Source organism: Streptomyces sp. NPDC021356 (assembly GCF_040641015.1).
Classification (GTDB): Bacteria; Actinomycetota; Actinomycetes; order Streptomycetales; family Streptomycetaceae; genus Streptomyces.
Map to the genome: position 1 here is coordinate 44,071 of NZ_JBFACU010000038.1, position 13,030 is coordinate 57,100.

The following is a 13,030-nucleotide window of genomic DNA, read 5'->3' on the forward strand; positions in this document are numbered from 1 at the left end:
CCCCGGCTCCCCCGGAGCCCCGGTCACCTGCCGGCAGTCCGCGCCGGGCGGGCGGGCAGTCCGCGCCGGCCGGTCCGGCAGCCCTGCCGGACCCCGGCACCGCGCAGGGCCGCCGGCTTCGTCTCCCGCACTGCCCCTGGGCCCCTGCTCGGCCCCGGCCCGGTTGCGACCCAACTGCCGTGTCCGTCGTCGTCGTTCCCGTCGTTCCCGTCGTTCAGAGGTGCATCCGTTCATGACCCAACCACCGCCCCCGCCGCCCCAGCAGCCGCCCCACCAGGGTGGGTTCGGTCCGCCTGCGGGCGATCGGCCGCAGGACCAGCCGCCCGGGCAGCCGGGGGTGCCGCCGCAGGCCCCGCCGCCGCAGGCACCGCCCGCGCCCGGCGGCCCCGGCTTCGCCGGGCCCCCGCAGCCGGCGCCGGGTTACGGCTATCCGCAGCCCCCTCAGCAGCCCCAGCCCGGGTACGGCTACCCCCAGGCACCCCAGGCACCCCAGGCACCCGCGGGCTACGGCTACCCGGGCCAGTCGCCGACGCCGGCCCCTGACGCGTACGGCGCGCAGCCCGGTTACGGGTATCCGGGTCAGCCCGCTCAGCCGGGCTACGGCTACCCGGGCGGGCCCGGACACCCCGCGGCCCCGACGCAGCCGCAGCCGCAGGCGGGCGTGCCGGGCGGGGGCGGGGCGGGTCGCAGGGACAACAAGCAGCTGCTGATCATCGTCGCGGCCGTCGCCGCGATCGCCCTGATCATCGGTGGCGGCGTCTGGTACGCGAGTTCGTCCGGTGGCGACGGCAAGAAGGACTCCGCCTCCTCCGACGGCGGCGACAAGTCCGGCGGCGGCGACAAGTCCGCCGGCGGCGGCACGGCGACGGGCGGCAAGGAGAAGGTGCCCTCGAACCCGGCCGCCAAGGTCCTGTTCCAGCTGCCGGTGCCCGCCGTCGACGACACGACCGCCACCACCGGCTCCTGGCTCACCGGCAAGGTGTACGCCAAGACGGGCAACGCCGAGATCGTCGGCTACGACCCGGTCAAGGGCACCGAGCGGTGGTCGCTCAAGCTGCCCGGCCCGGTCTGCCAGGCCACCCGCCACGTCACGGGGAACGACAGGACGGCGATCCTGTACGAGCCCGCCATGCCCACCAAGGCCAAGCCCTCGCACGGCTGCAGCCAGGTCGCGGTGATCGACCTCGCGGCCGGCAAGAAGCTGTGGACCCGGCAGGTCAAGTCGGGGGACGCGCCGGTCAACCTCAACAACGTGACCATCGGCGGCGGCAGCACCGTCGCCGTGGGCAGCACCAGCGGCGGCGCCGCCTTCGCCCTCGCCGACGGCAAGCAGCTGTGGGCCCCCAAGCCCGGCGACACCTGCTACGACGCCGGCTACGGCGGCGGCCGGAAACTGGTCGCGGTGCGCAAGTGCGGCACGTACGGCCAGCGTCAGCTGCACATCCAGACCATCGACCCGAAGTCGGGGAAGGTCGTCTCGGACTACAAGCTGGCCAAGGGCATCGAGTACGCGGGGATCGTCTCGACCGACCCGCTCGTGGTCGCCCCCCCCCCCGGCGGCGCCCCCCGCAACTCGGGCATAGTAGCCCGCGACACCCCCACCCGCCCGCGGGGGTGCCCCCACAACGCCCCCCGCGCCCCCTACGGGGGCCGCTGCGACGCGATCACCAGGATCGAGTACTGCGCGGGCATCGTGGCCGGCAACGACCGGCTGTACCTGGGGACCGAGCAGCACGACGGCGGCGGCGAGCACGGCCAGACCAACGAGATCGTCGCCTTCGACCTCGCCACCGGCCGGCAGACCGGTCAGCGCGCCGACGCGGGCGACGGCTACCAGATCTACCCGCTGCGCACGGACGGCGGCGCCCTGCTCGCCTACAAGCGCCCGCCCTACGACAAGGGCGGCCAGGTGGTGAGCATCGACGGCAACAGCTTCAAGGAGACCGTGCTGCTGGAGACCCCGGCCACGCGGGACGTACGGGCCGCGCAGACCGGTATGTCCCCGGACTACGCGGAGATCCTCTTCCGGCAGGGCCGCCTCTACATGGCGTCGGTCTACGCCCACAAGCAGCGGTCGTCGGCCTTCGGCAAGGAGTACCTGGCGCTGGCCTTCGGCGCGGGCGGCTGAGCCCCGCCGCCCCCGCCCACGGCCCCGCCCCCGGGTCCTCCCGGGAGCGGGGCCGCGCGCGTCACTCCGGGGGTGCTTCCGCGCGCCGGGTGTTTTCGACGATCCGGGGCACTTCTCGCCGGTAGGGGCAGCGCGCCGGGGGACGAGCGTGTAGCTTCCGGGAGGGAACTGGGGGGTTGCCGATGGGAGTGCGGCTCATGGTGGTCGACGACCACCGACTGCTCGCCGAGGCACTGGCCTCGGCGCTGAAACTGCGGGGGCACCGGGTGCTGGCCGCGGCGGCGCCCGCGGCGGGCGCGGCGGAGCTGGTGATCAGCCGCGCACCGGAGGTCTGCCTGCTGGGGACGGCGGCGCCGGCCGAGCCGCACGTGTTCGACCCGGTGACGCGGATCAAGCAGGAACGCCCGCAGGTGGCGGTGGTCGTGCTGGGCCCGGTGCCCTCCCCGCGGGGCATCGCCGCGGCCTTCGCCGCGGGCGCCTCGGGTTACGTACGGCACGACGAGCGCATAGAGGGCGTGGAGCGGGCGATCACTAAGGCGCGGGCCGGTGAGGCGGCGGTCGCCCCGCAACTGCTCCAGGGCGCCTTCGGCGAGCTGCTGAACCCGGCCGCCCAGCCGGACGACGAGGCCCAGCGGCTGCTGCGGATGCTCACGCCCCGGGAGGTGGAGGTCCTGGTGCGGGTGGCGGAGGGCGAGGACACGCGGCTGATCGCGGCCGGGATGGGCATCGCCCCGAGCACGGCCCGCACCCATGTGCAGCGCGTCCTGATGAAGCTGGGCGTGGGCTCCCGCCTGGAGGCGGCGGCCCTGGCGGCCCGCACGGGTCTGCTGGACCGCGCGGGCCGCACCTGAGGGGGAAGCGACGACCGGGGCCTACTGGGCGTCCGGTCCCTCCGCGGGCGGCTGAGGCGCCGTGGCCGGCCGCAGCTTCAGCCACACCAGGAAGAACACGCCGAGGGCGAGCATCCCGATCCCGGTCCACAGGTTGATGTTGACGCCCTGGGCCTTGTCGATGGCCGCCTGCGAGTCGGTGATGCCGGTGATCGTGACGATGACCCCGTAGAGGACGAACAGCCCGCCGATGATCCGCCGCAGGTCGAAGATGCGCGCGGCGGTCGCGGACTTGCCCTCCAGTTCGGTGACTTCCCGCTGGACGTCCGCCTCGGAGTAGCCGGAACGCTCGGACCGGTCGGGGTTCTGGGACTGTGACATGGTTTCTCCATCCTCCCGCGGTCAGAACGAGAACGGGATGTAGCAGGCGGCGGCGAGGACGACGGCGCCCCAGCCGAGCAGGGCGGGCTTGCGGTACCAGGCCTCGTCGCCGGGGGCGGGCGCCTCGGCCATGCCGGGGGACCTGGTGCCGTAGACGAGGCCTTGCAGGGCCGCTTCCGGCTTGGGCTTGGTGAACAGGGTGACGGCCACCATGACCACCGCGCCGGCGACGAAACCGGCGATCGCCGAGACGAAGTTGGCACCCTGGTCGGTGGGGATGTGGATGATGTCCTTCTTGTACAGGACGAAGTAGTTCACCATCGCCGCGGTGGTGCCCGCGAGCAGGCCCCAGAAGCCGGACTTCACGGACGCGCGCTTCCAGAACATGCCGACGATGAACACCACGAACATCGGCACGTTGAAGAAGGAGAACAGCGTCTGCAGGTAGCTCATGATGTTCGAGAACGACGACGCCAGGAACGCGGTGCCGACCGAGGCGAGCACGCCGATGGCGGTGATGAGCCGGCCGAACCGCACGTAGTAGGAGTCCTCGCGGTCCTTGACGACGTACTTGGCCCAGATGTCGTTGGTGAACACGGTGTTGAAGGACGACACGTTGGCGGCCATGCCGGCCATGAAGGCGGCGAGCAGACCGGTGACCGCGATGCCGAGGACGCCGTTGGGCAGCAGTTCCTGCATCAGGTACGGGATGGCGTCGTTGTACTGGAGCCCGGAGGCGGGGGTGCCGATCTTCGGGACGACGGCGGCGGCGACCAGACCCGGGATCATCACCAGGAAGACGATGAAGATCTTCGGGAACGCGGCGATCAGCGGGGTGCGCCGCGCGGCCGAGAGGTTCTTCGCGGACAGGGCGCGCTGCACCTCGGCGAAGTTGGTCGTCCAGTAGCCGAAGGAGAGCACGAAGCCGAGGCCGAGGACGATGGTCAGCCAGTTGGCGCCGAGCGGGTTGGCGTGGCCGATGCCGGTGCCGCCCCAGGCGGTGGTGAAGTTCGCCCCGTGGGTCTCGGTGAGCTTGTGGGTCAGGCCGTCCCAGCCGCCCACCTTCTTCAGGCTGAGCACCACGAGCGGGATGAGGGCCGCGAGGATCACGAAGAACTGCAGCACCTCGTTGTAGATCGCGGAGGACAGTCCACCGAGGGTGATGTAGGCCAGGACGAAGAAGCCGGCGACGACGATCGCGACCCACTGCGGCCAGCCGAGCAGCGCCTCGACGACGATCGCGAGGGCGTAGAGGTTCACACCGGCGATCAGGATGGCCGCGAAGGCGAACAGGATCGAACTGAGCAGGTGCGCGCCCCTGTCGAAGCGCAGCAGCAGGAACTCGGGGACCGAGCGCACCTTGGAGCCGTAGTAGAAGGGCATCATCACCAGGCCGAGGAAGACCATGGCGGGGATGGCGCCGATCCAGTACCAGTGCACGGTGTAGGCGCCGTACTGGGCGCTGTTGGCGGCCATGCCGAGGATCTCGGTCGCGGCCAGGTTGGCGGAGATGAACGCCAGGCCGGTGATCCACGCGGGCAGGGAGCGTCCGGAGAGGAAGAAGTCGAGGCTGGTCTTCACGGAGCGGCGGGCGGCGAAACCGATGCCGAGGACGACGACGAAGTAGATGGCGAGGATCGTGTAGTCGAGGGCGTTGGTCGGCAGCCGTAGCTCCGCCGCCAGGTACGCGGGCGCGTATGTGGGGGATGTGGGGGTTTGCATAAAGAACTCGCTTCGTTGCGCGAACGGATCCAGCCGGGAACCTACGCCTTCGCGTTCATGAATTGAACACTTTTGTTGGTTGTCTTTGTTTGATTGTGATGTGAACCCCGTGGCCCGTCCGTGCGTCCCACCGGTAGCCTCCCATGGTGAGTTGTGATGTGTTATGTTTGATTGTGTTGGGTGACTGAGTGGTCGGGTACGGCCCGGGTTTGGACGAACAGGGAGTCCGACAGTGAAGAAGACCTCGACCCGGCTGGCCGACGGTCGTGAGCTGATCTACTACGACCTGCGTGACGACACCGTCCGCGACGCCGTCGACCGGCGCCCGCTGGAGCCGACCGTCACCACCTCCGAGATCCGCCCCGACCCGCTCCTCGGCGACGCCGTCGCCGTCGCCTCCCACCGCCAGGGCCGCACCTACCACCCGCCGGCCGACGAGTGCCCCCTGTGCCCCACCCGCGGTGAGCGGCTCACCGAGGTCCCGGACTCCTCCTACGACGTGGTGGTCTTCGAGAACCGCTTCCCGTCGCTGGCCGGCGACTCGGGCCGCTGCGAGGTCGTCTGCTTCACCTCCGACCACGACGCGTCCTTCGCCGCGCTCACCGAGGAGCAGGCGCGCCTCGTCCTGGAGGCCTGGACCGACCGCACCTTCGAGCTGTCCCACCTGCCCGCAGTGGAGCAGGTGTTCTGCTTCGAGAACCGCGGCGCCGAGATCGGCGTGACCCTCGGCCACCCGCACGGCCAGATCTACGCCTACCCGTTCACCACCCCGCGCACCGCGCTGATGCTGCGCTCGCTGGCCGCCCACAAGGACGCCACCGGCGGCGGCAACCTCTTCGACGCCGTCCTGGAGCGCGAACTGGCCGGTGAGCGGGTCGTCCTGGAGACCGAGCACTGGGCGGCCTTCGTGCCGTACGCGGCGCACTGGCCCTACGAGGTCCACCTCTACCCCAAGCGCCGCGTCCCCGACCTGCTCGCGCTCGACGAGGCCGCGCGCACAGAGTTCCCCCAGGTCTACCTGGAACTGTTGAGGCGCTTCGACCGGATCTTCGACGGGGGGGATGGTGGGGAAGGCTCCGTGGGTGAACCGCCGACGCCGTACATCGCCGCCTGGCACCAGGCGCCCTTCGGCGCGCTGGAGGAGTTCGACGGAGTCGTCCGTGAGGACTTCGCCCTCCACCTCGAGCTTTTCACCATCCGCCGAACTTCCGGCAAGCTGAAGTTCCTCGCGGGCTCCGAGTCCGGCATGAACGTCTTCATCAACGACGTGCCGCCGGAGCGCGCGGCCCAGCGATTGCGAGAGGTAGCGAGTTCATGAGCGGGAAGTACCTGGTGACGGGTGGCGCGGGTTACGTCGGGAGCGTGGTCGCCCAGCACCTGCTGGAGGCCGGCCACGAGGTCGTCGTGCTCGACAACCTCTCCACGGGCTTCCGCGAGGGCGTGCCCGCCGGCGCCTCCTTCGTCGAGGGCGACATCCGCGACGCCGCCAAGTGGCTTGACCCCTCCTTCGACGCGGTGCTGCACTTCGCCGCGTTCTCGCAGGTCGGCGAGTCGGTGGTGAAGCCGGAGAAGTACTGGGACAACAACGTCGGCGGCACCATGGCGCTGCTCGCCGCGATGCGCGAGGCCGGCGTGCGCAAGCTGGTCTTCTCCTCCACCGCCGCGACCTACGGCGAGCCCGAGCGGACGCCGATCCTCGAGACCGCCCCGACCAGGCCCACCAACCCCTACGGCGCCTCCAAGCTCGCCGTCGACCACATGATCACCGGCGAGGCGGCGGCGCACGGCCTGGGCGCGGTCTCCCTGCGCTACTTCAACGTGGCCGGCGCCTACGGTGCCTGCGGCGAGCGCCACGACCCCGAGTCGCACCTGATCCCGCTGGTCCTCCAGGTCGCCCAGGGCCGCCGCGAGGCCATCTCGGTCTTCGGCGACGACTACCCGACCCCCGACGGCACCTGCGTGCGCGACTACATCCACGTGGCGGACCTCGCCGAGGCCCACCTGCTCGCGCTGCGGGCCGCCACCCCGGGGGAGCACCTGATCTGCAACCTCGGCAACGGCAACGGCTTCTCCGTCCGCGAGGTCGTCGAGACGGTCCGCCGGGTCACCGGCCACCCCATCCCGGAGGTCGTGGCCCCGCGCCGGGCCGGCGACCCGGCGGTGCTGGTCGCCTCGGCCGACGCCGCCCGCGACAAGCTCGGCTGGAACCCGTCCCGCGCGGACCTCGCGGGAATCGTCGCGGACGCCTGGGAGTTCGCGCAGCACATCGCGAGGGAGCAGTAGTGGGGGCACAGCAGGTCCGGGACTCGTTCGCCGAGCTGTACGGCACCGACCCGGAGGGAGTGTGGGCGGCACCCGGCCGCGTCAACCTCATCGGTGAGCACACCGACTACAACGACGGCTTCGTGATGCCGTTCGCGCTGCCGCACGAGACGATCGCCGCCGTGGCCCGCCGCGACGACGGCGTGCTGCGGCTGCACTCGGCCGACGTCCCGGGCGACCCCGTCGAACTGCGCGTGGCCGACCTGGCGCCCGAGTCCGACAAGGACTGGACGGCGTACCCGGCGGGCGTGGTCTGGGCACTGCGCGAGGCCGGCCACGCGGTGCCGGGCGCGGACGTCCACCTGACGTCCACGGTGCCCTCCGGCGCGGGCCTGTCCTCCTCGGCGGCCCTGGAGGTCGTCGTCGCCCTGGCCCTGAACGACCTGTACGGCCTCGGCCTGAAGGCCTGGCAGCTGGCCCGCCTGTGCCAGCGCGCCGAGAACGTCTACGTCGGCGCCCCCACCGGCATCATGGACCAGACGGCCTCGGCCTGCTGCGAGGCGGGCCACGCCCTCTTCCTCGACACCCGCGACCTCGCCCAGCGCCAGATCCCCTTCGACCTGGCACGCGAGGGCCTGCGGCTGCTCGTCGTCGACACCCGCGTCAAGCACGCCCACAGCGACGGCGAGTACGGCAAGCGCCGGGCCGGCTGCGAGAAGGGCGCGGCGCTCCTCGGCGTCGACGCCCTGCGGGACGTGCCTTACGACGGCCTGGACGCGGCCCTGGAACGGCTCGGGGACGAGGAGGAGATCCGCCGCCTGGTCCGCCACGTGGTGACGGAGGACGCCCGCGTCGAACGCGTCATCGCCCTCCTCGAATCCGCCGGCGCCCGCGCGATCGGCCCGGTCCTGACCGAGGGCCACGTCTCCCTGCGCGACGACTTCCGCATCTCCTGCCCGGAGCTGGACCTGGTCGTCGACACCGCCCTGGCCGCCGGCGCGCTGGGCGCCCGCATGACGGGCGGCGGCTTCGGCGGCTCGGCGATCGTCCTCACCCGGGAGTCCGACGTCCCCTCGGTCACCGAGGCGGTCGAACAGGCCTTCGCGCAGGCCGGTTTCACCTCCCCGCGCGTCTTCGAGGCGGTGCCCTCGGCGGGGGCGCGGCGCCTGATCTGACGGCGTGCCGGAGCGGGGCCGGCGGCACCGGGCGCGACGCCCCGGCGCCCCGGCCCGCTGCGGTCCGGGCCCGCGGGGCGGCTTGGCCACGGCGACGTGCCGGGCGGCGGACGCCCGAGCGCTCCCGCGTACGATCGGCCGGTTCCCCCCGTAAGGAGCCACGCCCGGTGACCACCTCCTCTCCCGTCTCCGCCCCGCCCGCCGGCCCGTGCGGGGCGCGGCTGCTGACCCGCGCCGAGGACGGTGAGCGGCTGCACGCGCTGCTGTGGCGGGCGGGCCCGGGGTGGCGGATGATCAGCAGCGCGGTGCTCGGCGGCGGCATCGGTGCGCGCGGCTGGGTCCTCAACGCCCAGGTGCCGCACGGCTACCGGCGCACCGACCCGGACCGCCACCTGGCCGAACTGGCGGCCGGGGCCGGCCTGGACGGTTCGGGAGTCGGCCTGATGACGGCGGCCGACGTCTCCCGCCACGCCCGCGCGGCGGACGGCGGAGCGCAGGCCCTGGTCACCGCGGGCATCGACGTACGGGGCTGGGCCGCCGCCCCGGCCGAAGGCACCGCCGTCCCCGCCCAGCCGGGCACGATCAACATCGTCGTCGCCGTCCCCGCGGCCCTGACCGACGCGGCCCTGGTCAACGCGGTCGCGACCGCCACGGAGGCCAAGGTCCAAGCCCTCCTGGAGGCCGGCCACGACTGCTCCGGCACCCCCACGGACGCGGTCTGCGTCGCCGCCCGCGCCCCGGCCCCCGGTGAGCGGCCCCACGCCTTCGCGGGCCCGCGCTCCCTGTGGGGCGCCCGGCTGGCACGGGCGGTGCACCGGGCGGTCTCGACGGCTGTGACGAGCGGGTGACTTCGGTGCTGCACCCCCAGGGCCCCCTGTCGTGGCAACATCGCGCGGGGCTTCAGAACCCGGTGCCGCCGCCTGCGAAGCGGACCGGCGACACAAGTGCGATCCGGATCAGCCCTGGTCCGGGTGGCGGCGCGTCGTAGACCTAGGTGACGGTGAGAGCCGGACGCGTGGCCGTGGCTTCGAGACGGGTCGTGTAGAGCCGCATGCCGTCGGCCGCACTGCCTGCAGGGTGGCCGAGTGCCGGGGACTTCTCCAGTTCGGCGCGCAAGGCCTCGACGGCTTCGAGAGTGCCTCCACCGATGGCCTGGCAGCGGACGCGCGCCGCATGCGTGATCTCGGCGATCACCGATTGCTGGTTCTCGGTCACCGAGTAGTCCCCCGGGCGGCGCGGATCTCGGCCACGGCAGCGGCGACCGCGGAGTCGAAGACCGGGTCTTGGCGGGCGATGATCCGGCTGCGGAACTCCTCGGCCAGGCGGACGACGCCGCTGAGATCGGCGGGATCGGCGAGATTGATCTCGCGGGCCGGCTCGGCTTCGAAGTCGTCGGCGTCGCCGGGAAAGCCGTGGCCCATGGTGAGGGCGGCGCGGAGTTCGCCGATGGTGCGCATGGGGGGGAGTTGCGGCGCGCAGGGGTCTGCCAGGTGTGCGGTCACGATGGCCGTGGCTCCTTTTGCGGTGTTGTTTTCACCGTACCCGGGCGCGCCGCGGTGTGTCCGCGAGAAGCAGCCGCGACCCGGCGCGGCCGGGCGCTCACCGCAACGGCTTGATCAGCGTGTACTCCGTGATGCCCGGCGGATAGTCGGGGATGGCGCAGACCACCTTGTAGCCGTGCTTGCGGTAGAAGCCCGGGGCCTGGAAGTCCCAGGTCTCCAGGCGGGCGGCGGTGCAGTCGCGGCGGTCCCGGGCGATGCGTTCGGCGCGGCGCAGGAGGTGGGAGCCGAGGCCCGCGCCGCGGTGGCGGGCGTCCACCCACAGGTACGCCACGTGCAGCCACTGAGCCCAGGTGTGGCCCACCAGACCGCCCCCCAGGCCGCCCAGGTCGTCCACGGCCCACAGGTGCAGCGGGACTTCGCGGGCGGCGGGGGTCCTGCGCAGGGCGGCCAGCGCGGGCGACCCGGCCGTGTTCGTGTCACGGAGGCGGGAGCGGAGCAGATCACGGCGCTCTTGGTCGACTTCTGCCTCAATACGGAACATGCGGCACACCCTAAACGCGCCCGTCGGTCAGTTCTGTGAATTCCCTTCCCCCTCCGGCCACCGGCCGTACTCTGAGGAGCGGTACCGGTGGGGGCCGGTGCCGATCAGGGGGCGAGACAGCCGGGTACGGCGCCCGAGGTGGGGGTAGCAGTTCCGCATGGCGGCGGCCGTGCGGTCCGGCGGCCCCGGGTGCCGTGCCCGCGCAGCCGGCTCCTCGACGAGGCCGGTCGCCGTCTTTGATGACCGGAATCCCCTGCTCTGCCAAGGAGCTCGGGGAAGGGGGTTTCAGTGGTTCGTGTCCGAGTCCTGGTCGTCGACGACCACCGCATCTTCGCCGAGTCGCTCGCCGCCGCCCTGGCCGCCGAGCCGGACGTCGACGTCTCCGCGGCCGGCTCCGGTCCCGCCGCCCTGCGCTGCCTGGAGCGGGCCGCGGCCGAGGGCCGCCGCTTCGACGTGCTGCTCGTCGACGCGGACCTCGGCGGCAACGTGCCCGGCGGACGGGCCGCCGTCCCCGTCCAGGAGGGCAACGCCGACGGGCTCGTGGACGGGATCTCCCTGGTGGCCGGGGTGCGGGGCACCCAGCCGGGAGTGCGGACCGTGGTGCTCGCCGAGAAGGACGACCCGCGGCGGGCCGCGCTCGCCCTGCAGGCCGGAGCCTGCGGCTGGGTCGCCAAGGACTGCTCGCTGTCGAGGCTGCTCACCGTCATCCGCGGGGTGCTGCGCGACGAGACCCACCTGCCGCCCGCCCTGCTCACCGGCGTGCTGCGGGAACTGACCGCCGCCCGCAAGCACCGCACCGAGAGCGAGCGGCTGGTGGAGTCGCTGACCCCGCGCGAGCGGGAGGTGCTGCGCTGCATGGTCGCCGGGCTCGGGCGCAAGGCGGTCGCCGAACGGCTCTACCTGTCCCCGCACACCGTCCGCACCCACATGCAGAACGTGCTGGGCAAGCTCGGCGTGCACTCCACACTCGCCGCCGTGGCACTGGCCCGCCGGGCCGGGGTGGGACCGGCGGATCTGGGATCAGCCGGGGATGTTGTCGAACGGGGCGGTCAACTGGCGTAGCAGCCCGGCGAGTTCGCCGCGCTGGGCGGTGGACAGTTCGGCGAGGATGGCCCGCTCCTGGTCCAGCAGGCCGGACAGGGACTGGTCCGCGCGGTCGCGGCCCTCGTCCGTGAGGCGGACCAGCACGCCCCGCCGGTCGCTGGGGTCGGGCAGGCGTTCCACCAGGCCCTTCTTCGCCAGCCGGTCGATGCGGTTGGTCATCGTGCCCGAGGTGACCAGGGTCTGGGTGAGCAGCTGTCCGGGCGAGAGCTGGTAGGGCGCGCCCGCGCGGCGCAGCGCGGTCAGCACGTCGAACTCCCAGGGCTCCAGGCTGTGCTCGGAGAAGGCCAGCCGGCGGGCGCGGTCCAGGTGCCGGGCGAGTCTGCTCACGCGGCTCAGCACCTCGAGCGGTTCCACGTCGAGGTCCGGGCGCTCCCGGCGCCACGCTGCGACCAGCCGATCGACCTCGTCCTCCATGCGATCAGTGTAGTGGTTGTGTCGATGTGAAGTCTCTTGATATCAACTATCTTGAAATCAAGAGAGTGTCCGGGGCATGCTGGACACGCGGATCACGGGACTTCAAGGAGGCCGCCATGCCCGCCGACCACACCCACGCCGACCACGCCCCCGACACCCACAGCCCCACCTGGGACCCCGCCCAGTACCTGCGTCACGCCGGCCACCGTGCCCGCCCCTTCACCGACCTGCTCGCCCGGGTCCCGGACCTGCCCGCGGCCTCCCCGCGCATCGCCGACCTCGGCTGCGGCCCCGGCAACGTGACCGTGCTCCTCGCCGACCGCTGGCCCACCGCCCGCATCAGCGGCTACGACAACTCGCCCGAGATGCTGGACAGGGCGGCGGTGGAGCACGCGGGCCCCACCGCGCAGGGAGGCAGCCTCGACTTCGCCCGCGCCGACGCCCGCACCTGGACGCCCGGCGAGCCCTTCGACCTGATCGTCAGCAACGCCACCCTCCAGTGGGTGCCGGGCCACACCGGCCGGTTCGCCGACTGGATCGCCGCGCTCCGGCCCGGCGGCACCTTCGCCTTCCAGGTCCCCGGCAACTTCTCCGCCCCCAGCCACCGGCTGATGCGCGCCCTCGCCCACTCCGCCCGCTGGCGCGACCGCCTGGGTGACACCCTGCGGCACGAGGACGCCGTCGGGGAGCCCGGGGCGTACCTGGAACAGCTGACCGGCCTCGGCTGCACCGCGGACGTGTGGGAGACGACGTACGTTCATCTGCTGCCCGGCCAGGACCCGGTCCTGGACTGGGTGAAGGGGACCGGACTGCGGCCCGTCCTCACCGCGCTCGCCGACGACCCCGAGGCCCGCGACGCCTTCCTCGCCGAGTACCGGACCGCGCTGCGCGATGCCTACCCGGCGGGCCCGCACGGCACCCCGTTCCCGTTCCGCCGCATCTTCGCGGTGGCCACCAAGGAGGCGTAGACC

14 protein-coding genes are annotated in these 13,030 nt (G+C 72.7%); 8 read left to right on the plus strand and 6 right to left on the minus strand.

Translation table 11 applies throughout. The annotated features are described in order from the left end of the window. Positions 1-232 precede the first annotated feature (232 nt). Both AB0G56_RS35165 and AB0G56_RS35170 read left to right on the plus strand, forming a co-directional pair. Positions 233-2,128 (plus strand): PQQ-binding-like beta-propeller repeat protein, encoded by a 1,896-nt coding sequence (locus tag AB0G56_RS35165; protein WP_360978003.1) that lies wholly within the window; start codon positions 233-235, stop codon positions 2,126-2,128. A gap of 182 nt (positions 2,129-2,310) precedes the next feature. Next, complete coding sequence (locus AB0G56_RS35170) at positions 2,311-2,979, plus strand: LuxR C-terminal-related transcriptional regulator (RefSeq protein ID WP_360978101.1); 669 nt, start codon at positions 2,311-2,313, stop codon at positions 2,977-2,979. Between the two features lie 21 nt (positions 2,980-3,000). On the opposite strand, the gene AB0G56_RS35175 is transcribed toward AB0G56_RS35170, so the two are convergent. Further along, a complete protein-coding gene (locus tag AB0G56_RS35175) occupies positions 3,001-3,339 on the minus strand; it encodes a hypothetical protein (protein ID WP_360978006.1) in 339 nt (112 codons plus the stop codon). A gap of 21 nt (positions 3,340-3,360) precedes the next feature. Further along, positions 3,361-5,061, minus strand: a complete 1,701-nt coding sequence (locus AB0G56_RS35180; protein WP_360978009.1) for a sodium:solute symporter family protein — start codon at positions 5,059-5,061, stop codon at positions 3,361-3,363. A gap of 232 nt (positions 5,062-5,293) precedes the next feature. Here AB0G56_RS35180 and galT point away from each other — a divergent pair, with 232 nt between their 5' ends. The 4 genes from galT to AB0G56_RS35200 all read left to right on the plus strand — a co-directional run bounded on the left by galT (position 5,294) and on the right by AB0G56_RS35200 (position 9,346). Continuing rightward, the gene (gene galT / locus AB0G56_RS35185) at positions 5,294-6,379 is read left to right on the plus strand and encodes a galactose-1-phosphate uridylyltransferase (protein ID WP_360978012.1); all 1,086 of its coding nucleotides are present in this window, start codon (positions 5,294-5,296) and stop codon (positions 6,377-6,379) included. Continuing rightward, positions 6,376-7,344, plus strand: coding sequence for a UDP-glucose 4-epimerase GalE (gene galE, locus AB0G56_RS35190; protein WP_360978015.1), 969 nt, complete (start codon positions 6,376-6,378; stop codon positions 7,342-7,344). The genes galT and galE overlap by 4 nt, the downstream gene beginning before the upstream one ends. Continuing rightward, positions 7,344-8,498, plus strand: coding sequence for a galactokinase (gene galK / locus AB0G56_RS35195; protein WP_360978018.1), 1,155 nt, complete (start codon positions 7,344-7,346; stop codon positions 8,496-8,498). Before galE ends, galK begins: the two co-directional genes overlap by 1 nt. A 167-nt stretch (positions 8,499-8,665) precedes the next feature. Continuing rightward, positions 8,666-9,346, plus strand: coding sequence for an adenosylcobinamide amidohydrolase (locus AB0G56_RS35200; protein ID WP_360978021.1), 681 nt, complete (start codon positions 8,666-8,668; stop codon positions 9,344-9,346). 142 nt (positions 9,347-9,488) lie between these two features. On the opposite strand, the gene AB0G56_RS35205 is transcribed toward AB0G56_RS35200, so the two are convergent. The 3 genes from AB0G56_RS35205 to AB0G56_RS35215 all read right to left on the minus strand — a co-directional run bounded on the left by AB0G56_RS35205 (position 9,489) and on the right by AB0G56_RS35215 (position 10,541). After that, positions 9,489-9,713 (minus strand): hypothetical protein, encoded by a 225-nt coding sequence (locus tag AB0G56_RS35205; protein WP_360978024.1) that lies wholly within the window; start codon positions 9,711-9,713, stop codon positions 9,489-9,491. Further along, entirely contained in the window at positions 9,710-10,000 is a 291-nt protein-coding gene (locus AB0G56_RS35210; protein ID WP_360978027.1) for a hypothetical protein, read from the minus strand. Before AB0G56_RS35210 ends, AB0G56_RS35205 begins: the two co-directional genes overlap by 4 nt. Positions 10,001-10,097: 97 nt before the next feature. Beyond that, positions 10,098-10,541: an N-acetyltransferase gene (locus AB0G56_RS35215; RefSeq protein ID WP_360978030.1), complete on the minus strand. Its 444-nt coding sequence runs from the start codon at positions 10,539-10,541 to the stop codon at positions 10,098-10,100. Between the two features lie 288 nt (positions 10,542-10,829). Here AB0G56_RS35215 and AB0G56_RS35220 point away from each other — a divergent pair, with 288 nt between their 5' ends. Beyond that, entirely contained in the window at positions 10,830-11,603 is a 774-nt protein-coding gene (locus tag AB0G56_RS35220; protein WP_360978033.1) for a response regulator transcription factor, read from the plus strand. Here the strand turns inward: AB0G56_RS35220 and tamR are convergent. Then, a complete protein-coding gene (gene tamR, locus AB0G56_RS35225; RefSeq protein WP_360978036.1) occupies positions 11,562-12,059 on the minus strand; it encodes a MarR family transcriptional regulator TamR in 498 nt (165 codons plus the stop codon). The two genes, AB0G56_RS35220 and tamR, sit on opposite strands and share 42 nt — an antisense overlap. A 116-nt stretch (positions 12,060-12,175) precedes the next feature. Here tamR and AB0G56_RS35230 point away from each other — a divergent pair, with 116 nt between their 5' ends. Then, positions 12,176-13,027, plus strand: a complete 852-nt coding sequence (locus AB0G56_RS35230; RefSeq protein WP_360978039.1) for a trans-aconitate 2-methyltransferase — start codon at positions 12,176-12,178, stop codon at positions 13,025-13,027. The last annotated feature ends 3 nt before the right edge of the window (positions 13,028-13,030 follow it).

Excerpts from the sequence above, each read along its gene's own strand:
- AB0G56_RS35215 (WP_360978030.1), bottom strand. The coding sequence starts at position 10,541 with ATGTTCCGTATTGAGGCAGAAGTCGACCAAGAGCGCCGTGATCTGCTC.
- tamR (WP_360978036.1), bottom strand. The coding sequence starts at position 12,059 with ATGGAGGACGAGGTCGATCGGCTGGTCGCAGCGTGGCGCCGGGAGCGC.
- AB0G56_RS35180 (WP_360978009.1), bottom strand. The coding sequence starts at position 5,061 with ATGCAAACCCCCACATCCCCCACATACGCGCCCGCGTACCTGGCGGCG.
- AB0G56_RS35170 (WP_360978101.1), top strand. The coding sequence starts at position 2,311 with ATGGGAGTGCGGCTCATGGTGGTCGACGACCACCGACTGCTCGCCGAG.
- AB0G56_RS35230 (WP_360978039.1), top strand. The coding sequence starts at position 12,176 with ATGCCCGCCGACCACACCCACGCCGACCACGCCCCCGACACCCACAGC.
- galE (WP_360978015.1), top strand. The coding sequence starts at position 6,376 with ATGAGCGGGAAGTACCTGGTGACGGGTGGCGCGGGTTACGTCGGGAGC.
- AB0G56_RS35165 (WP_360978003.1), top strand. The coding sequence starts at position 233 with ATGACCCAACCACCGCCCCCGCCGCCCCAGCAGCCGCCCCACCAGGGT.
- AB0G56_RS35175 (WP_360978006.1), bottom strand. The coding sequence starts at position 3,339 with ATGTCACAGTCCCAGAACCCCGACCGGTCCGAGCGTTCCGGCTACTCC.